The organism is Streptomyces vietnamensis, from assembly GCF_000830005.1.
Taxonomy (GTDB): domain Bacteria; phylum Actinomycetota; class Actinomycetes; order Streptomycetales; family Streptomycetaceae; genus Streptomyces; species Streptomyces vietnamensis.
Genome location: NZ_CP010407.1, coordinates 6860484 through 6883127 on the forward strand (window position 1 = coordinate 6860484; position 22644 = coordinate 6883127).

17 protein-coding genes are annotated in these 22644 nt (G+C 73.0%); 8 read left to right on the forward strand and 9 right to left on the reverse strand.

What is annotated here, in order from left to right; genetic code table 11:
• Positions 1-129: 129 nt before the first annotated feature.
• The 3 genes from SVTN_RS30785 to SVTN_RS30795 form a co-directional block, all read right to left on the reverse strand.
• The gene (locus SVTN_RS30785) at positions 130-567 is read right to left on the reverse strand and encodes a RidA family protein (protein WP_041132025.1); all 438 of its coding nucleotides are present in this window, start codon (positions 565-567) and stop codon (positions 130-132) included.
• Positions 568-648: 81 nt separating this feature from the next.
• On the reverse strand, positions 649-2277 hold the full coding sequence (locus SVTN_RS30790; protein WP_041132026.1) for an alpha/beta hydrolase: 1629 nt from the start codon (positions 2275-2277) through the stop codon (positions 649-651).
• A 120-nt stretch (positions 2278-2397) separates the two neighbouring features.
• Complete coding sequence (locus tag SVTN_RS30795; protein WP_041132027.1) at positions 2398-3429, reverse strand: Rv2578c family radical SAM protein; 1032 nt, start codon at positions 3427-3429, stop codon at positions 2398-2400.
• Positions 3430-3575: 146 nt separating this feature from the next.
• Here SVTN_RS30795 and SVTN_RS30800 point away from each other — a divergent pair, with 146 nt between their 5' ends.
• Both SVTN_RS30800 and SVTN_RS30805 read left to right on the forward strand, forming a co-directional pair.
• Complete coding sequence (locus SVTN_RS30800; protein ID WP_041132028.1) at positions 3576-4019, forward strand: SRPBCC family protein; 444 nt, start codon at positions 3576-3578, stop codon at positions 4017-4019.
• A gap of 239 nt (positions 4020-4258) precedes the next feature.
• Complete coding sequence (locus tag SVTN_RS30805) at positions 4259-6730, forward strand: MFS transporter (protein ID WP_041132029.1); 2472 nt, start codon at positions 4259-4261, stop codon at positions 6728-6730.
• Between the two features lie 9 nt (positions 6731-6739).
• Here the strand turns inward: SVTN_RS30805 and SVTN_RS30810 are convergent, their stop codons facing one another.
• Entirely contained in the window at positions 6740-7771 is a 1032-nt protein-coding gene (locus SVTN_RS30810) for a hypothetical protein (protein ID WP_425429062.1), read from the reverse strand.
• A 364-nt stretch (positions 7772-8135) separates the two neighbouring features.
• Between SVTN_RS30810 and SVTN_RS30815 the strand changes: the two genes are divergently transcribed.
• From SVTN_RS30815 to SVTN_RS30830, 4 genes are read left to right on the forward strand one after another with little or no spacing between them, the layout of a single operon-like run.
• Positions 8136-8969: a M55 family metallopeptidase gene (locus SVTN_RS30815; protein ID WP_041132031.1), complete on the forward strand. Its 834-nt coding sequence runs from the start codon at positions 8136-8138 to the stop codon at positions 8967-8969.
• Positions 8962-10296, forward strand: coding sequence for a M20/M25/M40 family metallo-hydrolase (locus SVTN_RS30820; protein WP_041132032.1), 1335 nt, complete (start codon positions 8962-8964; stop codon positions 10294-10296). Before SVTN_RS30815 ends, SVTN_RS30820 begins: the two co-directional genes overlap by 8 nt.
• An 18-nt stretch (positions 10297-10314) precedes the next feature.
• Entirely contained in the window at positions 10315-12333 is a 2019-nt protein-coding gene (locus tag SVTN_RS30825) for a S9 family peptidase (RefSeq protein WP_078908567.1), read from the forward strand.
• A complete protein-coding gene (locus SVTN_RS30830; protein WP_041132034.1) occupies positions 12330-13265 on the forward strand; it encodes a S66 peptidase family protein in 936 nt (311 codons plus the stop codon). The genes SVTN_RS30825 and SVTN_RS30830 overlap by 4 nt, the downstream gene beginning before the upstream one ends.
• A gap of 82 nt (positions 13266-13347) precedes the next feature.
• On the opposite strand, the gene SVTN_RS30835 is transcribed toward SVTN_RS30830, so the two are convergent.
• The 4 genes from SVTN_RS30835 to SVTN_RS41190 are packed head-to-tail and all read right to left on the reverse strand — an operon-like array spanning position 13348 to position 18820.
• Entirely contained in the window at positions 13348-14739 is a 1392-nt protein-coding gene (locus SVTN_RS30835) for a cytosine permease (protein WP_041132035.1), read from the reverse strand.
• Between the two features lie 30 nt (positions 14740-14769).
• A complete protein-coding gene (locus SVTN_RS30840) occupies positions 14770-16212 on the reverse strand; it encodes a YlbE family protein (protein WP_078908568.1) in 1443 nt (480 codons plus the stop codon).
• Complete coding sequence (gene fdrA / locus SVTN_RS30845; protein WP_041132036.1) at positions 16209-17756, reverse strand: acyl-CoA synthetase FdrA; 1548 nt, start codon at positions 17754-17756, stop codon at positions 16209-16211. Before fdrA ends, SVTN_RS30840 begins: the two co-directional genes overlap by 4 nt.
• Positions 17753-18820: an oxamate carbamoyltransferase subunit AllH family protein gene (locus tag SVTN_RS41190; protein WP_052499386.1), complete on the reverse strand. Its 1068-nt coding sequence runs from the start codon at positions 18818-18820 to the stop codon at positions 17753-17755. The genes fdrA and SVTN_RS41190 overlap by 4 nt, the downstream gene beginning before the upstream one ends.
• A 115-nt stretch (positions 18821-18935) precedes the next feature.
• On the opposite strand from SVTN_RS41190, the gene SVTN_RS30855 reads away from it, so the two are divergent.
• A complete protein-coding gene (locus SVTN_RS30855; RefSeq protein WP_041132037.1) occupies positions 18936-19871 on the forward strand; it encodes a carbamate kinase in 936 nt (311 codons plus the stop codon).
• A 134-nt stretch (positions 19872-20005) separates the two neighbouring features.
• Here the strand turns inward: SVTN_RS30855 and SVTN_RS30860 are convergent, their stop codons facing one another.
• Complete coding sequence (locus SVTN_RS30860) at positions 20006-20659, reverse strand: GntR family transcriptional regulator (RefSeq protein WP_041132038.1); 654 nt, start codon at positions 20657-20659, stop codon at positions 20006-20008.
• Positions 20660-20870: 211 nt separating this feature from the next.
• On the opposite strand from SVTN_RS30860, the gene SVTN_RS30865 reads away from it, so the two are divergent.
• Positions 20871-22643 carry a CocE/NonD family hydrolase gene (locus SVTN_RS30865; protein WP_425429024.1) on the forward strand — a complete coding sequence of 591 codons (1773 nt, stop codon included), beginning with the start codon at positions 20871-20873 and terminating at the stop codon, positions 22641-22643.
• The last annotated feature ends 1 nt before the right edge of the window (position 22644 follow it).

Consider the following 22644-nt stretch of genomic DNA (forward strand, 5'->3'; position numbering starts at 1 on the left):
GGGACACCGCGCCCGGCTGGGCACGGTCGTCGGATCGCCGACTCCTACGCACGGAAGAGGAACATGCGCGTCAACGTAGCAGACGGAGTTACCCCCCGGCCTCGTCCGCCCCGATCTCGTTTGCCCCGTCTACTCCGTCCCCGTCTCGTCCGATGCCGCCGCGGACCGCTCCGGTATCAGGGCGAACGCCTCGATCTCCACGAGGAGTTCCGGGCGGACGAGGGCCGAGACCTGCACCGCCGAGCTCGCCGGCAGGGGCGCGCCCGCGAAGTGGGCGTCCCGGGCGTCGCGTACCGCCGGGAGGTGGGCCACGTCCGTGACGAAGTACGTCAGCTTCACCACGTCCCCGAAGCCCGCGCCGGCCGCCGCGAGGCAGCGCTCCAGGTTCGCGAAGACCTGGTGGGCCTGGGCCGCCGCGTCGCCCTCGCCGACCACCGCCCCGGAGGCGTCGAAGGCGCACTGCCCGGATATCGCGACGAACCGGCCCGTGCCCCAGACGACATGGCTGTACTGGGGGCTGGGTGCGAGGCCGTCGGGGGCGGGCACGTAGGTGAGGTGACTCGTCATGCCCCACATCCTCGCGCACGCCACTGACAGTGCCCGCGACCCCTTTCCGGGGCGCGGGCACGGTGAGGAACCGTCAGGAGCTCAGCGGACGTGGCCCAGGAGGCCGTGGAGCGCGACGCCCGCCGGCTCCGGGCGCACCGCGCCGGCCCGCTTGCCGGTCTTCTTCGGGGTCGTCGGCGCGGCCGGGGTCACGGGCTCCGGCTCCGGGTCGGGGAGCGCGGCGCAGACCGCGTCCACCTCGGCGTCGCCCTCGCCGCGCGGGACCTTGCCCGTGGCGAGGTAGGCGGCGAGGTGCTCGTCCAGGCAGTCGTTCCCGCCGAGGGTCACCCCGTGGTTCCCGCCGCCCTCCTCGATGACGAGGCTGGAGCCGCGCATCAGGCGGTGCAGGGCGACCCCGCCCTCGTACGGCGTCGCCGCGTCGTCCGTGGCCTGGAGGATGAGGACCGGCGGCACCTGGTCGTTGGTGACGTTCGGCGGGGTCAGGGAGTCCACCGGCCAGAAGGCGCAGGGAGCGTTGTACCAGGCGTTGTTCCAGGTCGAGAACGGCGCCTTCGCGTGCGTGTCCCAGCTGTCCTTGCGCCACACGTTCCAGTCGCGGGGCCAGCCCGCGTCCCGGCACTGCACGCTCGTGTAGACCGAGTACCCGTTGTCGGCGGCCGCGTCGGCCTCCCCGTACCGCTCGTACGCCTCCTTCAACGGCGTCGGGTCCGCGTCGTTGACGTACGCGGCGAAGGCGCTCGCGAGGCGGGGCCAGTAGCCGTTGTAGTACCCGCCCGGCAGGAAGGTGTCCTCCAGCTCGGCGGGGCCGACCTTCCCGCCGGCCGGCTCGGCGCGCAGCGCGTCGCGCATCCGGTACCAGGCGGCCTCGACGGCCTCCGGGTCGGCGCCCAGCCTGTAGACGGCGTTCTGCCGGGCCACCCAGGCCATGAAGGCCTTGTGGCGGGTGTCGAAGGCGTAGTCCTGCGCGATGTTGTCCTCGTACCAGACGCCGTGCGGGTTCACGACGGAGTCGAGCGCCATCCGCCGCACCCGGTCCGGGTACAGGCGCGCGTACACGGCGCCCAGGTAGGTGCCGTACGAGTAGCCGAGATAGCTGATCTTCGGCGCGCCGACCGCGCTGCGGATCGCGTCCAGGTCCCGGGCGGTGCTCACGGTGTCGATGTACGGCAGCAGGTCCGCGTACTTCTTGCCGCAGGACTCGGCGAAGGACTGCGCCCGCTCGACGGCCGCCCGCTCGGTCGCGGCACTGTTCGGCACCGAGTCCGCCCGCACCGGTGCGAAGTGGCCGGGCTCGCAGTCGAGCGCGGGCTCGCTCTTGCCGACCCCGCGCGGGTCGAAGCCGATGATGTCGTACTCGGCGGCCACCTTCGGGGGCAGCGAGGCCGCCACGTACCCGGCCATGCCGCGCCCGCTGCCGCCGGGCCCGCCCGGGTTCACGAGCAGCGGGCCCTGGGAGGTCCTCGCGGTGTGCGGGACCCGGGTGAGGGCGAGCGTGATCTTCCGCCCGGCCGGGTCGTCGTGGTTGAGCGGCACCTTCAGGGTGGCGCACTGGAGCCGGGGGTACGCCTGCGTGGCGCAGTCGGTCCAGGCGAGCGGGGAGAGCGGTCGGGGGGTCGGTTCACCGGCGTCCGCGGGGCCGGCGGGCAGGACGGTGAACGTCCCGGCGACCAGCGCTCCAGCGGCGATCAGCATTCCTGCGCGTGGGGTCATAGGGCGTTTGTGTCCCGAACCGGCGCCGAGGGGACCTGTTTCGCCGAGAGTTGACCCGAACGGAGGGTGATCCGACGGCGTGTCAGGTGACCGGTCCGATGATCCGAGGAGTCGGGAGGCTCAGAGCAGGGTGAGCTGCTCGGGACCGTCCGGTACGGGGATCCGGTCCGGTACGGGGATCCGGCGCGGCGCGCCCCGGTGGGCGGGCCCGATGCCGAACTCGGCTGCCAGCTCGTGCACCTGACGGGTGATCCGGCGCTGGTACCAGGTCGGCGCGTAGGCCCCGTCCGCGTACATCCGCTCGTACCGCCGCACCAGGTCCGGGTGGTGCTCGCGCAGCCAGGCCGTGAACCACTCGCGGGCGCCCGGCCGCAGGTGCAGCACGAGCGGGGTGACCGAGCTCGCGCCGGCCTCGGCGATCGCGCGGACCGTCGCGCGCAGCTGCTCGGGCCGGTCGCCGAGGAAGGGCACCACGGGCGCCATCAGGACCCCGCAGTCGATGCCGTGCTCGCCCAGGGCGCGGACGACGTCGAGGCGGCGCTGCGGCGAGGGGGTGCCGGGCTCGATCGTCCGCCAGAGCTCCCGGTCGGTGAAGCCGACGGAGACGGAGATGCCGACCTCGGTGACCCGGGCGGCCTGGGCGAGGAGCTCCAGGTCGCGCAGGATCAGCGTGCCCTTGGTGAGGATCGAGAACGGGTTGGCCCGGTCCCGCAGGGCCGTGAGGATGCCCGGCATCAGCCGGTAGCGGCCCTCGGCGCGCTGGTAGCAGTCGACGTTGGTGCCCATGGCGATGTGCGCGCCCTGCCAGCGGGCGGAGGCGAGCTGCCGGGCGAGCAGCTCCGGGGCGTTGACCTTGACGACGATCTGGGAGTCGAAGCCGAGGCCGGTGTCGAGGTCGAGGTAGCTGTGGCTCTTGCGGGCGAAACAGTACACACACGCGTGCGTGCAACCCCGGTACGGGTTGACCGTCCACTCGAACGGCATCCGGGAGGCGCCCGGAACCCGGTTCAGGATCGAGCGGGCCCGGACCTCGTGGAAGGTGACGCCCCGGAACTCGGGGGCGTCGAAGGTGCGGGTGGTGACCGCGTCCGTGCCGAACAGGGCGATGCCGGCGGGGGCGGCGGGGGTGTCGCCCAGATTGTCCCAGCGCATGGACGCCTCCTCGGTGGCTCGGCCTCGCCGTTCGCTCAGAATAGAACACCTGTTCCCTTGATCGTGGCAACCCGGATTTCGCCCCCCGGAGCCCACGTGGTTCGCTTGGCCCACACCCCCGAGGAACCACAAGCTGGAGGAAGTCAATGGCGCAGGTCGAGGCCACCACGGAACGGATCATCGCCGCGGACGCGGAGACGGTGTTCGACGCGCTGGCCGACTACAGCGGCACGCGCGCGAAGCTGCTCCCCGAGCACTTCAGCGAGTACGAGGTGCGCGAGGGCGGCGACGGCGAGGGCACCCTCGTCCACTGGAAGCTCCAGGCCACCAGCAAGCGCGTCCGCGACTGCCTCCTGGAGGTCACCGAGCCCACCGACGGGCAGCTCGTCGAGAAGGACCGCAACTCCTCCATGGTCACCACCTGGACCGTGACCCCCGCCGGCGAGGGCAAGTCCCGCGCCGTCGTCAGCACCGTCTGGAACGGCGCCGGAGGCATCGGCGGCTTCTTCGAGAGGACCTTCGCGCCCAAGGGACTCGGCCGCATCTACGACGCCGTCCTCGCCAAGCTGGCGGACGAGGTCGAGAAGTAACGCCCGGAGCGTTCACCGATTCGAGTGGATCGCCCGCACCCCCCGTACCCGCGCCCCCGCGCACCGGGGGGCGCGGGCCCTCTCGTAAAGGCGCTGATGAGCGACCCAAGTACGCCGTAGTGCAGGGACGTTCATCCCCCGGGACGCCACCGCCCTCCCGTACCGCCCGACTTGCTCCCCCTTCGCGCGCAATGCGAAGAATGGCGCGGCGCAGACGCCGTGACGAGGGGAGCAGGCACGTGGGTGCGATCACGATCGTGAAAGAAGCCGAGGAGGGCGCGGAGCCGCTCGCCCCGGACGGACCGCCCGCCTCGGACGGGGCACGCGCCGACCTCGCGCCACCGCCCGGGCCGGGACCCGCCGGCCTCGACCCCCGCCGCGTCCGGCTCGTCTTCTGCGGCCTCATGCTCGCGCTGCTCCTCGCCGCGCTCGAGCAGATGATCGTCGCCACCGCCCTGCCGAAGATCGTCGGCGAACTCCACGGCCTGGACCGGATGTCCTGGGCGATCACCGCCTACCTGCTGACCTCCACCATCGGCCTGCCCGTCTACGGAAAGCTCGGCGACCTCCTCGGCCGCAAGGGCGTCTTCCTCTTCGCGATCGTCGTCTTCGTCATCGGCTCGGGCCTCGCCGGCTGGTCCCACACGATGAACCAGCTCATCGCCTTCCGTGCCGTCCAGGGCGTCGGCGCCGGCGGCCTCATGATCGGCGTCCAGGCGATCATCGCCGACATCGTCCCCGCCCGGGAACGCGGCCGCTACATGGGACTGATCGGCGCCGCCTTCGGCCTCGCCTCCGTCGCCGGACCGCTCCTCGGCGGCTTCTTCACCGACCACGTCTCCTGGCGCTGGTGCTTCTACTTCAACGTGCCCTTCGGGCTCGTCACCCTCGCCGTCGTCGCCGCCGTCCTCAAACTGCCGAAACCCGCGGCACGCGCGCGCTTCGACGTCCTCGGCGCGCTGCTCCTCGCCGCCGCCTCCACCTGCCTGGTCCTGCTGACGAGCTGGGGCGGCACCGAGTACGCCTGGGACTCCCAGGTCATCCTCGCCCTGGCCGGCGGAGCCGCCGGAACGACCCTGCTCTTCCTGGTCGTCGAGCGCTTCGCCCCCGAACCGCTCATCCCGCTGCGGCTGTTCCGCGACTCCGTCTTCACCGTCACCGCCCTCGTCGGCGCCGTCGTCGGCATCGCGCTCTTCGGCGCCGCCAGTTACCTCCCCAGCTTCCTGCAGATGGTCGAGGGCGCCAGCGCCACCGAATCCGGCCTCCTGATGCTGCCCCTCATGGGCGGCATCGTCATCGCCTCCGTCGTCTCCGGCCAGCTCATCAGCCGCACCGGCCACTACAAGATCTACCCGGTGATCGGCGGGGCCGTCTCCGCCCTCGGCATGTGGCTGCTCTCCCGCATGGACACCGACACCCCGCGCCTCCAGCACAGCCTCTGGCAGGCCGTCCTCGGCACCGGCATCGGCCTCGTCATGCCGGTCCTCGTGCTCGCCGTGCAGAACTCCGTACGCCCCGCCGACCTCGGCACCGCCACCAGCGCCCACAACTACTTCCGCCAGATCGGCGGCAGCGTCGGCGCCGCCGTCTTCGGCACCCTCTTCGCCTCCCGGCTCGACGACGCCCTCGGCGACCGGCTGCCCCACACCGGTGCGGCCCCACTGCCCGCCGAATCGATCACCCCGCAGACGGTCCGCACCCTGCCGCCCGCCCTGCGCGACGCGTACGTCCAGGCGTACGCGGACGCGATGCCGCGGATCTTCCTCTACCTCGTGCCGGTCCTCGTACTCGGCCTCGTCCTCGCCTTCTTCCTCAAGGAGAAACCGCTGGTGTCCCACCACAGCCCCCTCACCGAGGCCACCGACATCGCCTTCGACACCGCCGCCCAGGCCGTGCCGCACGCCCGCCACGCCGCCCCCGTTCCCGCCCCTGCCGCCGCCACCCCTCCGCACTCCGGAGTGCCCGTCTGCGGCACCGTCCAGCACCACGACGGCAGCCGCGTCCCCCGGGCCGCGCTCACCCTCATCGACGTCCAGGGCCGGCAGATCGGCCGCGGCGCCAGCGGCGAGGACGGCCGGTACGCCCTCAGCGTCCCCGGCGGCGGCGCGTACGTCCTGATCGCGGCGGCCGGCGGACACCAGCCGCAGGCCGTCTCCGTCACCGTCGGCGACCGGCCGGTGGAGCTCGACGTCGTCCTCGGCGGCGCCGGACGGCTCGCGGGCAGCGTCGTCACCGCCGACGGCACGCCCGTGCGTGACGCGGCCGTCACCCTCACCGACGTACGCGGCGAGGTCGTCGCCTCCACCCGCAGCGGACGCGAGGGCGGTTACGTCATCGGCGAACTCGTCGCGGGCGAGTACACGCTCGCCGCCAGCGCCCCCGCCTTCCGGCCCGCCGCGCTCCCCGTGAGCGTCCAGTCCTCCCGCGAGACCCGCCAGGACATCGAACTGGCCGGCGGCGCGGTGCTCCGCGGCACCGTACGGGCCGGGGGAGGGCGCCCCGTGGAGGAGGCCCGGGTCACCCTGCTCGACGCGGCGGGCAACGTCGTCGACACCCTCACCACCGGCGCCGACGGGACCTTCCGCTTCATCGACCTGTCCTCCGGCGAGTACACGGTCATCGCCGCCGGGTACCCGCCCGTCGCCACCGTCCTCCAAGTGGCCGGCGGCGGCCGCACCGAGCGCGACCTCCAGCTCGGCCACCAGGACTGAGCCTTCGCCTCAGGAGGAGGCGGTCGTCGCCTTGCGCAGCGCGCTGATGCAGGTGCCGATCGCCTCCTGGAGGGCTTCGAGGCGCTGGAGCATGTCCGCCTCGTAGATGTCCTCCTCCATCACCTCGTCGAGCGTCAGCTCCTCGAAGACCTTCGTCGCCTTCTGCAGGCTGTTGTAGAACTTCGTCCGCCGCTCCTGGACGCGCAGCGCCGGATCCTCCTCGACCGCCTTGGCGACCAGGCCCTTCACCGTGTCGTAGGCCTCGCCGGCCCACTCGCCCGCCTCCTCCGAGTCGTCCAGCTCGTCGAGGAGCGACAGGTGCCGCTCGGCCTCGGCCCGCAGCTCGGCCGGCGCCTCCACGGTCTGCCCGGCGGGGGTCCTGATCTCACCCTTCTCCACGATCTGCCGTACGTACCCGATGCGGTCGGCGGCCTTCGCCTCGTTCGCCACCGCCTTCTTCAGGTCGTCGGTACGGGCGAAGGCCCTGGCCATCTCGGTCTGGAGCGCCGGGTCCTCCTTCATCCGGTCGAGCAGCGCCCCGCGCGCGGCCTCCGCCGTCCCGGGGTCGGCGAGGATCGCCGCACGCAGCGCCGTCGGGTTCTCCGCGACCTCCAGGGCCTTCGTCGGCTTGATGCCCTCCGCCTCGGCCGCCGCGGTGATCGCCTGGCCGCGCACGGAGTGCGCGCTGTTGCGGGAGGTGTAGTACGAGAGCCAGACGTCCGCGTCCGGCAGCTCGATGTCCTCGCCCGGGACCAGCACCTCGAACTGCGGGACCAGACCGTCGTCGGCCGCCATGTCCCAGGCCTTGTAGTAGCGCATGACCCGCTCGGGCGAGCAGCCGGCGAGCGCGGCGAACGCCTTCGCCGACACCTTCGCGGCGGCCGTCCCCTCGGCCGGCTGGCCGCCCGGACGGACGCTCCGGGCCACCTTCAGGGCGAAGGTCCAGCCGCCGGTCCGTGCGTAGACCCCGAAGTCCCGGGCGTCACGGACGACGACGGGGTCGTGGTCCCGGGAGTCCTGCACGTCCTCCGTGTCCTGCACGTCCTGCGCGTCCGCCGTGTCCTGCACGTCCTCCGTGTCCTGCACGTCCGGTGCTTCCTGGGGCGCGGTGGCCTCCTGGGGCTCGGGAGCCGACGGCTCCCAGAACTCGGGCTCGGAGATCGCCGAGACCGTCTCGGGCTCGGCGGGGGACGTTTCGGACGGGGTGAAGGCGATGGTCACCGAGAGCTCTCCGGAAGGTCGACAACGACAACTGCGGCCGACAGCCTATACGCACCCGTTGGCAATGTTTCGTCCGATTCGAAGACCGCCGATCGGGTGGTGTGCCGGGCTGCCATTGGTCCACTCCAACGGTGGTTATCCACAGGGGTGGTAGGGCGGCCGGGCGACGCGTACGGTGCCAGGCATGAAGATCCTCATCAGCGCCGACATGGAGGGCGCGACCGGTGTGACCTGGCCCGCCGACGTGCTGCCCGGGACGCCCCAGTGGGAGCGGTGCCGCGCGATGTTCACGTCCGACGTGAACGCCGCCGTGCTCGGCTTCTTCGACGGCGGCGCGGACGAGGTCCTCATCAACGAGGCGCACTGGTCCATGCGGAACCTGCTCCTGGAGCAGCTCGACGAGCGGGCCGAGATGCTCACCGGGCGGCACAAGTCCCTCTCGATGGTCGAGGGAGTGCAGCACGGGGACGTCGACGGCATCGCCTTCGTCGGCTACCACACGGGAGCCGGCAGCGAGGGGGTCCTCGCGCACACCTACCTCGCGAACTCCATCACCGGGGTCTGGCTCAACGGCGAGCGGGCGAGCGAGGGCCTGCTCAACGCGCACGTGGTCGCGGAGTACGGCGTACCCGTCGTCCTCGTCACCGGGGACGACCTGACCTGCGAGGACGCCCTCGGGTACGCACCCGAGGCGCCCAAGGTCGCCGTCAAGGACCACGTCTCGCGGTACGCGGCGGTGTGCCGCACCCCGGCCAGGACCGCCGCCGACATCCGCGCCGCCGCGAAGACCGGGGCCGCGCTCGCCGTCCGGCACGAGCCGGTCCGGGGCGGCCCCTTCACCGTGGAGCTGGAGTTCGACGCCGAGCACCTGGGCGCCGCCGCCACGGTGGTTCCCGGCGTGGCGCGGAGCGGCGAGCGGCGCGTCGCGTACACCAGCGAGACGATGTACGAGGCAATTCGCACGTTCAAGGCGGTCACGACCATCGTCTCGGCCGCGGTGGAGGAGCAGTATGGCTGAGGAGGTCCGGGGCCCGGACACGACGGCGCTCGACGAGGTGGTCGGTTTCACCTCCGAGCTCATCCGCATCGACACCACCAACCGGGGCGGCGGCGACTGCCGCGAGCGGCCGGCCGCCGAGTACGTCGCCGAGCGGCTCGCCGACGCCGGGATCGAACCGACCCTCCTGGAGCGGACCCCCGGCCGCACCAACGTGGTGGCGCGGATCCCCGGCACCGACCCCTCGGCCGAGGCGCTCCTCGTCCACGGCCACCTGGACGTGGTGCCCGCCGACCCCGCCGAATGGACCGTGCACCCCTTCTCCGGCGAGGTCCGCGACGGGGTGGTGTGGGGGCGCGGCGCCGTCGACATGAAGAACATGGACGCGATGGTCCTGGCCGTCGTCCGCTCCTGGGCCCGGCAGGGCATCCGCCCCCGCCGGGACATCGTCCTCGCCTACACCGCCGACGAGGAGGCCAGCGCCGAGGACGGCTCCGGCTTCCTCGCCGACCGGCACGCGGCCCTCTTCGAGGGCTGCACGGAGGGCATCAGCGAGTCCGGGGCGTTCAGCTTCCACCCGCAGCCCGGCACCACCCTCTACCCGATCGCGGCGGGGGAGCGGGGCACCGCCTGGCTCAAGCTCACCGCCCACGGCCGGGCCGGCCACGGCTCCAAGGTGAACGCGGAGAACGCCGTCACCCGCCTCGCCGCGGCCGTCGCCCGGATCGGCGGCCACACCTGGCCGGTCCGCCTCACCACGACCGTCCGCGCCGCCCTCACCGAACTGGCCGCGCTGTACGGCATCGAGGTCGACACGAGCGCCCGCGACCTCGACGTCGACCTCCTCCTCGACAAGCTCGGCCCCGCCGCCGCGCTCGTCGAGCCGACCGTCCGCAACAGCGCCAACCCGACGATGCTGGAGGCCGGTTACAAGGTCAACGTCATCCCGGGCCAGGCCGTCGCCTACATCGACGGGCGGATGCTGCCGGGCGCCGAGGAGGAGTTCGCCGCCACCATGGACCTGCTCACCGGGCCCGACGTGGAGTGGGAGTTCCACCACCGCGAGGTGCCCCTGGAGGCCCCGGTCGACTCGCCGACCTTCGCCAAGCTCCGGGCCGCCGTCGAGCGCTTCGACCCCGACGGGCACGTCGTGCCGTTCACCATGTCCGGCGGCACCGACGCCAAGCAGTTCTCCCGGCTCGGCATCACCGGCTACGGCTTCTCGCCGCTCCGGCTGCCCCCCGGCCTCGACTACGGGGCGCTCTTCCACGGCGTCGACGAGCGCGTCCCCGTGGACGCCCTGCACTTCGGCGTCCGGGTGCTCGACCACTATCTGAAGTCCGCGTAGGGCAGGGGGATCGGACCCATGACAGGGGGAGACGGTATGGCCACGACCACGGCCGGGTACGGCAGTTGGCCGTCACCCGTCGACGCGGCGCTCGCCGCCGCGCACGACGGGCGGCCCGAGTACCTCGGCGCCGTCGGCGACGAACTGTGGTGGACCGCGCCCCGCCCGGAGGAGGGCGGCCGGCGGGCCCTCGTCCGGCGGCGCGCCGACGGCACCGAGGAGAGCCTGCTGCCCGCCCCGTGGAACGTCCGCAGCCGGGTCGTCGAATACGGCGGGCAGCCCTGGGCGGCGGCCGTACGCCCGGCGAGCGGACCGCTCGCCGTGTTCTGCCACTTCCCCGACCAGCGGCTCTACGCGTACGAACCCGATGCCTTGGGCGCGGAGCCGCGGCCGCTCACCCCGGTCTCCGCCGTCGGCGGCGGACTGCGCTGGGTGGACCCGGTGATCCACCCGGACCGGGGCGAGGTGTGGTGCGTCCTGGAGGAGTTCACCGGCCCCGCGCCGACCGACGTCCGCCGCGTCCTCGCCGCCGTTCCCCTCGACGGCTCGGCCGCCGAGGACCGCACGGCCGTCCGTGAACTCTCCGACGGGCGCCACCGCTTCGTGACCGGACCCCGGCTCTCCCCGGACGGCCGCCGGGCCGCCTGGATCGCCTGGGACCACCCCCGGATGCCCTGGGACGGCACCGAGGTCCAGCTCGCCGAGGTCACCCCCGACGGCACCTTCCGCGAGGCAGGGACCGTCGCCGGAGGGACCGCCGAGTCGATCCCGCAGGTCGACTGGGACGCCGCCGGGCGGCTGCTGTTCGTCAGCGACCGCACCGGCTGGTGGAACCTCTACCGCGCGGAGGTCGACGCCGACGGCGGCCTCGCCGCACCGGAAGCGCTCTGCCCCCGCGCGGAGGAGTTCGGCGGCCCGCTCTGGAAGATCGGACTCCGCTGGTTCACCTCCCTGGAGAACGGGCTGATCGCCGTCGTCCACGGCAGGGGAACCACCACCCTCGGGATCCTCGACCCCGAGCGCCGCGCCCTCGTCGACGCCGGCGGGACCCGCACCGAGTGGGCCTCCACCCTCGCCGCACACGGCACCCGGGTGGTCGGCGTCGCCGCCGGACCGCACCGCTCCTACGAGCTCGTCGAGCTCGACACCCGCACCGGCCGCAGCCGCGTGGTCGGCGCCGCGCACACCGACGCCGTCGACCCCGCCTACCTCCCCGAGCCCCGGATCCGTACCTTCACCGGCCCCGGCGGGCGCGAGATCCACGCCCAGATCTACCCGCCCCACCACCCCGAACTCGGCGGCCCTGAAGGCGAGCTGCCGCCGTACGTGATCTGGGCGCACGGCGGGCCCACCGGCCACGCCCCGCTCGTCCTCGACCTGGAGATCGCCTACTTCACCTCGCGGGGCATCGGCGTCGCCGAGGTCAACTACGGCGGCTCGACCGGCTACGGCCGGGAGTACCGGGAGCGGCTGCGCGAGCAGTGGGGCGTCGTCGACGTCGAGGACTGCGCGGCCGTCGCGGCGGCCCTCGCCGCCGAGGGCACCGCCGACCCGGCCCGGCTCGCCGTGCGCGGCGGCAGCGCGGGCGGCTGGACGACCGCCGCGTCCCTCGTCTCCACCGACGTGTACGCCTGCGGCACGATCATCTACCCCATCCTGGACCTGCGGGGCTGGGCCACCGACGAGACCCACGACTTCGAGTCCCAGTACCTCCACGGACTGATCGGACCGCTCGACGAGGTGCCCGCCCGCTACAAGGAGCGCTCGCCCATCGAGCACGTCGACCGGGTCACGGCCCCGTTCCTGCTGCTCCAGGGCCTCGACGACGTCATCTGCCCGCCCGCGCAGGCCGAGCGCTTCCTCGCCCGCACGGCCGGCCGGGGCGTCCCGCACGCCTACCTCGCCTTCGAGGGGGAGGGGCACGGCTTCCGCAGGGCCGACACCATGGTCCGGGCCCTGGAGGCCGAACTCGCCCTGTACGTACGGACCTTCGGCATCGAGCGCCAGGACGTCCCGGACCTGGAGTACCGCACGTGACCCCGGTGGGCGCCCTGACCCGGGCCGAGCGGCTCCGGCCGGGGGCGCGGGTCGCCGTCGTCGCCCCCAGCGGTCCCATTCCCGAGGAGCGGCTCACGGCCGGGCTCGACATCCTGCGCGGCTGGGACCTGGAACCGGTCGTCGCCCCGCACGTCCGGGACACCCACCCCACCCTCGGGTACCTCGCAGGCGAGGACCTGGCGCGGGCCCGCGATCTGACCGAGGCCTGGTGCGACCCCTCGGTCTCCGCAGTGCTCTGCGCGCGCGGCGGATTCGGGGCCCAGCGCATGGTCGACCTGGTGGACTGGACGGCGATCCGGGCGGCCGGGCCCAAGGCCTTCGTCGGGTACAGCGACGTCACCGCCCTGCACGAGGCCTTCGCCGTCCGCGCCGGCTTCACCACCCTGCACGGGCCGATGGTCGCCGCCGCCACGTTCCTGTCGGACCCGGCCACCCAGGAGTCGCTGCGGGCCACCCTCTTCGAGCCCGAGACCGTCCTGACCCTCGGCCCGGACACGGCACGGGCCCTGATACCCGGCCGAGCCCGGGGCGTGACGCTCGGCGGCTGCGTCAGCCTCCTCGCCGCCGACCTCGGCACCCCGCACGGGCGGGCCTCGGCGCACGGCGGGCTGCTGCTCCTGGAGGACGTGGGGGAGGAGCCGTACCGCCTCGACCGCATCCTCACCCAACTCCTGCGCTCCGGCTGGCTCGACGGGGTCGCGGGCATCGGCCTCGGCTCCTGGGAGGAGTGCGGCCCGTACGAGGAGGTGCGCGCGGTGCTCGCCGACCGGCTCGGCGGCCTCGGGGTGCCGGTCCTGGAGGAGATGGGCTTCGGGCACAGCCCGACCGCAGTGACCCTGCCGCTCGGCCTGCCGGCCGTGCTGGACGCGGACGCGGGCACGCTCACCCTGGACGTACCGGCCCTGCGCTGACCGGAAGCCGGGTCCGTACGACGACGCGCCCCCGCCCCACCGCAAGCGGGGGCGAGAGCGCGTCTCCTCGAAGGGGAGCGTCCTACCCCGCCGTCGCCCCGGCCGCTCCGACGGCCTCGGACGGCCGCGACACGACCCGTTCGAGGACGGCGTACGCGACGATCGCGACGACCAGGCCGGTGACCGCGTCGGAGAGCTGCGGGGCGAACCAGTGCGCCAAGCCCGCGCCCGCCGCGCCCACGGCCCAGGCCAGGAAGGCGGTGGGCCGTACCGTCACGGTCGGACGGCGGTCCATCGCGCCGCGTCCGCCGCGGGCGAAGAACTGGTCGGCGATCAGGACGCCGCCCAGCGGCGGGACGAAGACGCTCAGGATGACCAGCCAGTCCAGGAAGTGGTTCCACACCCCGGCCAGCGCGGCGACGGTGCCGACGACACCCAGGACGACCGTCATCAGCCGCATCGTCCGGCCCGTCAGATGGGACCAGCCCAGGGCGCCGTTGTAGAGGCAGTGGCTGCACACGGAGCCGAGGTTGACGAAGACGAAGACCGCCGCGAGCACGTCGAGGAGCGACGAGCCCTGACCGGTGAGGATCGGCAGGAAGTCGCCGCCGGCCGTGGCCGGCATGGCGACCGCGCCCGCCGCGACCACCAGGCCACCCGTGACCTGTGCGATCACGCTGGCCACCGGGAAGGCGCTGACCGTGGCGAGGACGGCCTGCCGGCCGTTCTTCGACCAGCGGGTGAAGTCGGCCGTCATCGTGCCGGAGTCGGCGAAGGTCGCCATGATCATGGAGACCGCCGCGCCGAAGGTGAGGGAGGCGCCGCCGCCCACCCCCTCGTACGAGAAGACGGCGCCCAGGTCGTGGTCCTTGGCGACGATCACGAGCGCGGTGATGCCCGCGATCAGGAAGAGCGGGGCGGCGACCGCGCCCAGCCAGGACAAGGCCTTGATGCCGAGGTAGGTCAGGGCTATGAAGCCCAGACCGGCCAGGAGCGCCACGAGCTGCTCGTGCCAGCCGAAGGCCTGGTGCAGGGTGGCGCCGGTGGCGCCGGTGTTGAACGCGAACCAGCCGACCACGATGGTCGCGAGGAACGCGGAGGCGACGATGTAGCCGGTGCGGCCGAAGGTGCGCGTCGCCTGGAGCGAGAAGCTCTCGCCGCTGGTGCCCGCGCGGTGGCTGAGGATCCCCACGTACAGGAGCATGACGAGGTTGGCGACCGCGATGGCGGCGAGCCCTCGCCAGAAGCCGAGGAGGGCGACGACCACGCCGCCGGGGACGGCGTTGGTCAGGATCATGGGGAATCCGAACCAGACGGCCGAGACCGTCAGGAGCGACTTGCGGCTGTGCGCCGGGACGGGGCTGTGCTCGTACTCGGGGTCGAGTTCCCGTCCCGCGGAGGCGTCCGCAGGGGAGCCCGCGGAGGAGCCCGCGGGGGAGTCCTGCTCCTCCGCCGAGGTGCGGTGTGTGTTCATCGTGTCCGGTCTTCCGGGAGGGCTGTCGCGTCAGGCGAGAGCGGCGGCGAGGGCGGTGGCAGCCTTGGTGAAGACCTCGGCGGGCGGGTGGGTGATGCCGGCGCCGATCATTCCGATGCCGGCGTCCTTGTGGGCGATGGCCGTGTTGATGATCGGCAGGATCCCGGTGTCGAGGACCTTGCGGACGTCGATGCCGGTGGGCAGGCCCTGGAAGTCGAGGGCCGGGATCGTGACGTTGGGGTTCTGCGCCGTGGTGATCTCGCCCATGTCGCGGGTGTAGCCCATGGCCTCGGCCACGGTGCCGCCGACGAGCGCGACGATGGCGGGCGCCGCCGACATCGCGAAGCCGCCGAAGCCGTACGTCTCGGTGATCGCGCTGTCGCCGATGTCGAGGCCGGAGTCCTCCGGCTTGTACCCGGCGAACATCGGGCCGATCACCTTCTGCGCGGGACCGGTGAACCACTGTCCGGGCAGGCCGGCGACGCGGATGCCGAACTCGACGCCGTTGCGGGCCATCGTGGTGACGATCGTGGAGTCCGCCACGCCGTTGGCGGCGTCCAGCGCGGCCTTGGCCATCGCCATCCACGTCGGTCCCGAGAAGTAGTCGGAGGACGCGACGAAGTCGAAGACCTCCTTCTTCTGCTCGGTCGTGAAGGAGGACTGAAGCAGGCCCGGCGCGAGCGCCTGGAAGAGCAGCAGGGTGCCGGCGCCGTTGCGGTTGTGGCACTCGTCGCCCATGTGGAGGGCCTGGGACAGCAGCAGGCGCAGGTCGACGGGGCCGGTGAACTCCACGGCCTCCTTGAGCATCGGACCGAAGACGTCCCGCATCCAGACCAGGCGGTCGATGACGCTCTGGTCGTTGGCGCCCATCCGCAGGATCTTCGCCATCTGCTCGGACAGGTTGGTGTACGCGATGTTGCCGTGCGTCTCGTTCTTCACGATGTGCACGTACATCGAGGCGGAGGTGACGCCGGCCATCGAGCCGACCGAGTCCGCCTCGTGACACGGCTTGAAGGTGATCCGGCCGGAGGCAGCGACCTCGGCGGCCTCGTCCAGGTCCTTCGCCAGGCCCTCGAAGACGATCGCGCCGGTGACGGCGCCCTTCATCGGCCCGTTCATGTCCTCCCAGGCGATGGGCGGGCCCGAGTGGAGGATCGTGGTCGGGGTCATGCCGGGGACGACGTCGAGGGCGCGGCCGAAGCCGATCAGCATCGGGCGGGCGGCCATGATGCGCTCGACGGCCTCGGCGTTGGCGGCCTCGATCCGCGCGGCGAGCTCGGGGCGCTCAAGCGCGTCGAGGGCGCGGGCGGCCTCCGGGTTGCCGCCGCCGGGCGGGGTCCAGTCCAGGGTGGAGACCTTGGCGTCCTGGGCCGCGATGTCGGCGTCGAACATGGCGAGGCCGACGTTGACGACGCTCAGGTCGGAAGCGAACAGCCGGGCGGCCGGGGTGAGTTCGGTGTTCTCGGTGCTCATGCCTGTGCCTTCTTCGCGATCTCACGGGCGAACCGGCCCGTCTCGGTGGAGCTGGGGGTGACGGTGACGCCGGCCGCGCGCAGGGCGGCGCTCTGGGCGGCGACGGAGGGGGTGTCCAGGTCGGTGCCGAGGACGTAGGCGACGATCTCCAGGTGACGGCCGGCGTCCTTCGCGATGCGCTGCGCCTCCTCGATGGCGGGGAGGGTGGTGCCGACCGGGTCCTCGTGGGAGCCGAAGCCGAGGACGAAGTCCATGACGATCGCGGCGACCTCGGGGTCCTTGGCCTCCTCGACGATGCGCTCGATGCGCAGGGCGGGGTCGATCATCGGGTGCGGACGGCCGTTGGTGAAGTCGTCGTCGCCGAAGTCGAGGAAGGTGTGGCCGCGCGAGGCGGAGCCGGCCGGGAGACGGAAGTCGGCGTTCTTCTGGATGTTGGACCAGACGTCGAGCCCGGCGTCACGCACGGCGTACATGGTCTCGTCGCAGAGGGTGCCGCCGCAGAACAGGCCGCGCACGTACTTCTGGCCCTCGGCCAGGCGGGAGACGACGGCGTCGGCGGCGGCCTCGGCATCGAACTCCTCGACGGGGGAGCCCTCGACGCCGGCGAGCTCGACGGCCTTGCGGGCGGCCTGGAGGCTGCCGGCGGCGAAGTGGCCGCCGGCGGCGGTGACCGCCTCCTCGGAGCCGTCGATGAACCAGACGACGACCGGCTTGCCCGCGGCGGCGACCTCGGCGAGGACCTTCTTCTCGACGGAGGCGGCCGGCGGCTTGGAGACGAGGACGATGACGTCGGTGGCCGGGTCGGCGGCGAGCGCGCGGATGCCGTCGACCATCATGATGCCGCCGACCTGCTCGGAGAGGTCGCGGCCGCCGGTGCCGATGAGCTGCGAGATGCCGCCGCCCAGGGCGTGGACGCGGACGGAGACCTCCTGCGAGCCGGTGCCGGAGGCGGCGACGATGCCGATCGAGCCCGGGCGGACCTTGTTGCCGAAGCAGAGCGCGGTGTTGTTGATGATCGCGGTGCCGCAGTCCGGGCCCATCATGAACAGGCCCTTGTCGTGGGCGAGGTTCTTGAGCGCGATCTCGTCCTCGACGGCGACGTTGTCGCTGAACATCATCACGTGCAGGCCGCTCTCGAGGGCCTTGCGGGCCTCGCGGGCGGCGTAGGCGCCGTTGACGGCGATGACCGCGAGGTTGGCGCCGTCGATGCCCGCGGCGGCGGAGGCGATGGTCCGGTAGGTGACCTCGCCGCCGTCGGCGGAGGCGGGGGCCTTGCGGGTGAGGAGGTCCTCGATCTCCGCGAGGAGCGCCTCGGTGTCGGCGCCGTCCTCCGCCACCAGGACGATCATGAGGTCGCCGCTCTCGGCGGCCCGCAGCTCGTCGGTGAGCAGGCCCAGGTTCTCAAGGACTCCCTTGTTCATCTCGGTGCCCATGGCGGTGAACGCCTGGTCCACCCCGTCCAGGCCGTTGGCCTTGGTCGAGACGGACATCAGGGACACGGAATCGAAATAGGTGTTCTTCCGTACGACTGCTGTGATGCTCACAGCGGACCTCGCAGTTCTTCTTCCAGACGGAATCCGGCCACCAGGCCGGACAGGGTGTCGCCGCCCGAGGTATGGCCGATGGCCAGCACCCTCCGGACGGGAACGTTCAGGTCCTGCGCCGGGCGGTGTTCCGCGAGGAGGCGCAGGAGGTCGAGGAGTTCGGTTCGGGCCCGGCCGTCGGCCGCCTCGCTCAGCGTCGCGAGCCCGAGCGCCGTGGTGCGCGCGCCGTGTTCGGCGAGGACGTCCCGCAGGACGGGTACGAAGGCGGCCAGCCGACTCCCGGGGAGGGCGGCGACCAGGGCGAGGCCGGTGAGGAAGTCGTCGCCGGCGGGGGTGAGTCCGGGCCCCAGGCCGAGCAGGGCGAGGACGCCGCGCCGGATCCCGTCGCCGTCCCCGGCCCGTACGCCCGCGACCAGGGTCGTGCGCCCTTCGTCGAGGGCGCGGGCGACGGCCGTCTCCAGGAGGCCGGCGCCGGGGGCCGGGCCGAGCATGCCGCCGAGCGGTCCGTACGTACGGCAGAGCCGGTCGAGGAGGACGGCGGCGGCCGCGAAGCCGCCGGGGGGCAGGGCGGCGAGGGAGGGGGTGACGGCGTGCCACGGGCGGGCCCCGGCGGTGGTCAGGAAGAGCGGCCGGAGGGGGCGCGGACGGTCGACGGTGAGGGTCCCGTCCGAGAAGACGACGCTCCGGCCGGCCTCAAGGCCCTGCCCCGTCCAGGCGGCCACGTCGAGGACCAGGGTGCGGGGCGCGTCACCGCCGTCCCGGGCGGCGAGGGCGATCAGCGTGCCGTCCGGAGTGAGGAGGTTCACCACCCGGCTGAAGACCGAATGGACCGAGCCGGTCCCCGACAGGCCCCGCAGCAGGCCGAGCAGCCGGGCGTCGCCGGAGCGCGGCCGGAGCGTGCCGGGCAGCCGGGGTCCGTCGGAGCCGGGCCGGGCGTCGTGGGAGCCGGGCCGGGGTTCGCCGGAGCCGGGCCGGGCGTCGTCGGAGCCGGGCCGGGGTTCGCCGGGCAGCCGGGCGTCGCCGGAGCGGGTCCGGGGTTCGCCGGCATGGCTGTGGCACCTCACCGTGCTCTCCTCGTCGCCGTGCGTCCGTGACCGCTCCTGCCCCCTTCCGGCCAACCAATATTGGTATACCATTCTGGGTCTCATAAGCGAACACAAGCACCGCAAGGGAAATCGCATGCGCATCGTCGTCGCTCTCGGAGGAAACGCACTCGCCCGCCGCGGGGAACCGATGACGGCCGACCGGCTGCGCGCCAACGTCAGGGGCGCCTGCCAGGCCCTGGCCGGTCTGGCCCGCGAGCACGAGGTCGTCATCACGCACGGCAACGGCCCGCAGGTCGGCCTCCTGGCGCTCCAGAACCTCGCCTACCAGGACGTCGCGGCCTACCCGCTGGACATCCTCGGCGCGGAGACCCAGGGCATGATCGGCTACGTCATCCAGCAGGAGCTCTCCAACGCCCTGGCCGGCGAGCGCGAGGTCGCCGCCGTCCTCACCACGACCGAGGTCGACGAGGCCGACCCGGCCTTCGAGCGCCCCACCAAGCTGATCGGCCCCACCTACTCGGCGCAGGACGCCGCCGAGGCCGCGGCCGAGTACCGCTGGACCATCGCCCGTGACGGCGGCGCGTTCCGCCGGGTCGTCCCCTCGCCCGAGCCGCTGCGCATCATGCAGGCGCCGCTGGTCAGCACCCTCCTCGACAACGGCACGCTCGTGGTGTGCGTGGGTGGCGGCGGCGTGCCGGTGCGCACCGACTCCAAGGGCCGCCAGATCGGCATGCAGGCCGTCGTCGACAAGGACGCGGCCAGCGCCGCCCTCGCCGCCGACCTGAAGGCGGACATGCTGATCATGCTCACCGACGGCGACTTCGTCAGCGAGAACTGGGGCACCCCCGAGCAGCGGGACATCCTCACCGCCTCGCCCGAGGGCCTGGCCGAGATCGCCTTCGCGGAGGGCTCGATGAAGCCCAAGGTCGACGCCGCCATCCGCGTCGCCCGCGCGGGCGGCCGCACCCTCATCGGCCCCCTGGAGCGCCTCGACGACCTGATGGCGCGCCGCGTCGGCACGGAGATCCGCGCCGACGTCGACGGGGGTGTCGTGTACGTGGGGGAGTGACGGCCGTCATAGGGGACGGACCGCCCATTCGGTATACCGTTTGATCTCCGGGGTCGTGGCGGCAATCCGCCGCCGCCACGACCCCGGGCCAGGGCCCGATCCGACGGGCCAGGGCCCGATCCGGAAGACGGGCCCTACTCCGCCGCCGTCCTGCGCTGGTGCGCGGCGGCCTCCTGCCGGCTCGTCTCCAGGTGACGCAGGGCCAGCTTCTCGACGCGCTCCACGTCCCGCGCCTCGATCCCCCGGTACAGCTCCGCGTGCTCCTCGGCGACGGCGGTGAAGTCGTCGTGCTGCCCGAGCATCCAGCGCATCCGGCTGCGCAGCGTCGCGTTCAGCTCGCTGAGCAGCGCGTTGTCGGCGAGCTCCGTGACGGTCTCGTGGAAGTCGGCGGCCGCCCGCCGGGCGGCCTGGCCGTCGCCCTTGGCCGCCGCCGCCAGCTCGGCGTCGAGGTCGGCGCGGAGCTTGGCGAGCCCCGCCCGGGTGCGGCGCTGCGCGGCGAGCCGGAAGCCGAGGATCTCCAGGGCGGACCTGACCTCGCCGAGGTCCGAGATGTCGGACGCCGTGAACTCGCGGACCACCGCCCAGGTGCGCGGTCGCGGCGTCACCAGGCCCTCCGCGACCAGGTCCCGCAGGGCGTCGCGGACGGGCAGCCGGCTCACGTCCAGTTCGGCCGCGATCTCGCGCTCGACGAGCCTACTGCCGGGTGCCCGGGTCCCCTCGATGATCTGATCGCGCAGCACGCGCGTCACCCGCTCCGATTCGGGTTTGAACTCCTCAGCGCCTGTCATGCCGCCATTCTTCCATCGAGGGGCGGGCGGCGATCCGCGGGACCCGGCCGTCGGCGAGGGACGAGGCGCCTTCACTGAATCTCCGTCAGCAACCTTCGTCCGATGTGTTGACGGGGCTATGACACGTGTCACAGCATGAGCGCCGCCCGGGTACCTACCAGTCGGTAGGTGCGGCGGGCCTCTCGGCGTCGTCCTCAGCGTGGAGGTCTCTGTGTCCCGTGCCGTGCCCCGGTCCCGCAAGGTCCTCGCGCTCGTGGCCGGTGCGGCCGCGCTCGCCGCGCCGCTCGCCCTCGCCGCACCCGCCGCGGGTGCGGAAGGGGCGGCCGCCCCGTACACCGTCACCCCGCTCCGGTTCACCGTCGAGGCGGGCGGCCGGAGTTGCGCCGTCGACGCCGACCTCTACCGGCCGGCCGGCACGGACGCCGCACACCCCGCGCCCGCCGTCCTCGCCACCAACGGCTTCGGCGGCAGCAAGAGCGACGGCTCCACCGCCGCCATCGGCAAGGCCTTCGCCGAGCGCGGCTACGTCGGCCTCGTCTACTCGGGCCTCGGCTTCGGGAAGTCCGGCTGCCTGATCTCCCTCGACGACCCCGAGGCCGACGGACGCGCCGCCGCCCGGCTCGTCGACTTCCTCGCCGGGAGCATCGCCGCCGACGACGGAACCCGCGCCGACTTCGTCACCCGGGACGGTACGGGAGACCCGCGCGTCGGCATGATCGGCGGCTCCTACGGCGGCGCCGTCCAACTCGCGGCCGCCTCCGTCGATCCCCGTATAGACGCCCTCGTCCCCCTCATCACCTGGAACGACCTCGCGTACTCCCTCGCCCCCAACGCCGCCGACCGGGCCACCCCCGGGGTCTTCAAGTGGCAGTGGGCCAACGGCTTCTACCTCATGGGCGAGGGCCAGCCCCTGCTCTCCCCGTCCCTCGACCCCAGCCGGATCAACTCCCTCGGCTGTCTGCACTTCGTCACCGACGCCTGCGACACGATCAGGCTCCTCGACTCCGGCCGCTACCCGGCCGCCGCGACCGAGAAGATGCTCGCCTACGCCCGCAGCGTCTCCCCGGTCTCCTACCTCGACCGGATCACCGCCCCCACCCTGATCGTGCAGGGCCAGTCCGACAGCCTGTTCAACCTCAACGAGGCCCGCGCCACCTACGACCGGCTGCGCGAGCGCGGCGTCGACACCCGGATGATCTGGCAGTCCTGGGGCCACAGCGGGGGACAGAAGGCGGGCGAACTCGACCTCGGCGACCCCGAGGGGAGCTACGTCGGGCAGCGCGTCCTCGCCTGGTTCGACCGCCACCTCCGGAAGAACGCGGCCGCTGACACCGGCCCCGCCTTCGCCTGGTACCGCGAGGGACAGAGCGGCTACGGCACCGCCGACCGGGTCCCGGCGCTCAGCCAGAAGCTGTACCTCTCCGGCGACGGCAAGCTCGTCGACAACCGTACGAAGGTCGCCCGAGGCTCCCGCCAGTACGCCAACTGGCTGGTCCCGACGAGCCATTCGGAGTCCTCGCTCGCCGGGATGATCGGGCTCCCCGATCCCCGGCCGTACGACACCCCCGGCACCTACCTCGGCTGGAGCAGCGCCCCGCTCACCGAGCCCGTCGACCTCGTCGGCGCGCCGAGGGCGACACTCCGGGTCGTCTCCCCGGCGACCGAACGCGTCCAGGACTCGGGCGACGCCGCCGACAAGCTCGTCCTCTTCGCGAAGCTGTACGACGTCGCGCCCGACGGCACGAAGACCCTGGTCAACCGGCTGGTCGCGCCCGTACGCGTCCCGGACGTCACCCGATCCTTCACCGTCGAGCTGCCGGGCATCGTCCATCGCTACGAGACCGGCCACCGGCTGGAGTTCGTCGTCGCCGCGAGCGACACCGCGTACTCCGGCAACCGCGGCATCAAGCCGGTGACCGTCGTCAGCGCCCCCGAGTCCACGGGGACGCTGTCCCTCCCCCTCGTCCAGGGGAGGGTGGGCTGAC

Coding starts and splice junctions, on each gene's coding strand:
- SVTN_RS30785 (WP_041132025.1), bottom strand. CDS start 567: ATGACGAGTCACCTCACCTACGTGCCCGCCCCCGACGGCCTCGCACCC.
- SVTN_RS30790 (WP_041132026.1), bottom strand. CDS start 2,277: ATGACCCCACGCGCAGGAATGCTGATCGCCGCTGGAGCGCTGGTCGCC.
- SVTN_RS30795 (WP_041132027.1), bottom strand. CDS start 3,429: ATGCGCTGGGACAATCTGGGCGACACCCCCGCCGCCCCCGCCGGCATC.
- SVTN_RS30800 (WP_041132028.1), top strand. CDS start 3,576: ATGGCGCAGGTCGAGGCCACCACGGAACGGATCATCGCCGCGGACGCG.
- SVTN_RS30815 (WP_041132031.1), top strand. CDS start 8,136: ATGAAGATCCTCATCAGCGCCGACATGGAGGGCGCGACCGGTGTGACC.
- SVTN_RS30820 (WP_041132032.1), top strand. CDS start 8,962: ATGGCTGAGGAGGTCCGGGGCCCGGACACGACGGCGCTCGACGAGGTG.
- SVTN_RS30825 (WP_078908567.1), top strand. CDS start 10,315: ATGACAGGGGGAGACGGTATGGCCACGACCACGGCCGGGTACGGCAGT.
- SVTN_RS30835 (WP_041132035.1), bottom strand. CDS start 14,739: ATGAACACACACCGCACCTCGGCGGAGGAGCAGGACTCCCCCGCGGGC.
- SVTN_RS30840 (WP_078908568.1), bottom strand. CDS start 16,212: ATGAGCACCGAGAACACCGAACTCACCCCGGCCGCCCGGCTGTTCGCT.
- SVTN_RS30855 (WP_041132037.1), top strand. CDS start 18,936: ATGCGCATCGTCGTCGCTCTCGGAGGAAACGCACTCGCCCGCCGCGGG.
- SVTN_RS30860 (WP_041132038.1), bottom strand. CDS start 20,659: ATGACAGGCGCTGAGGAGTTCAAACCCGAATCGGAGCGGGTGACGCGC.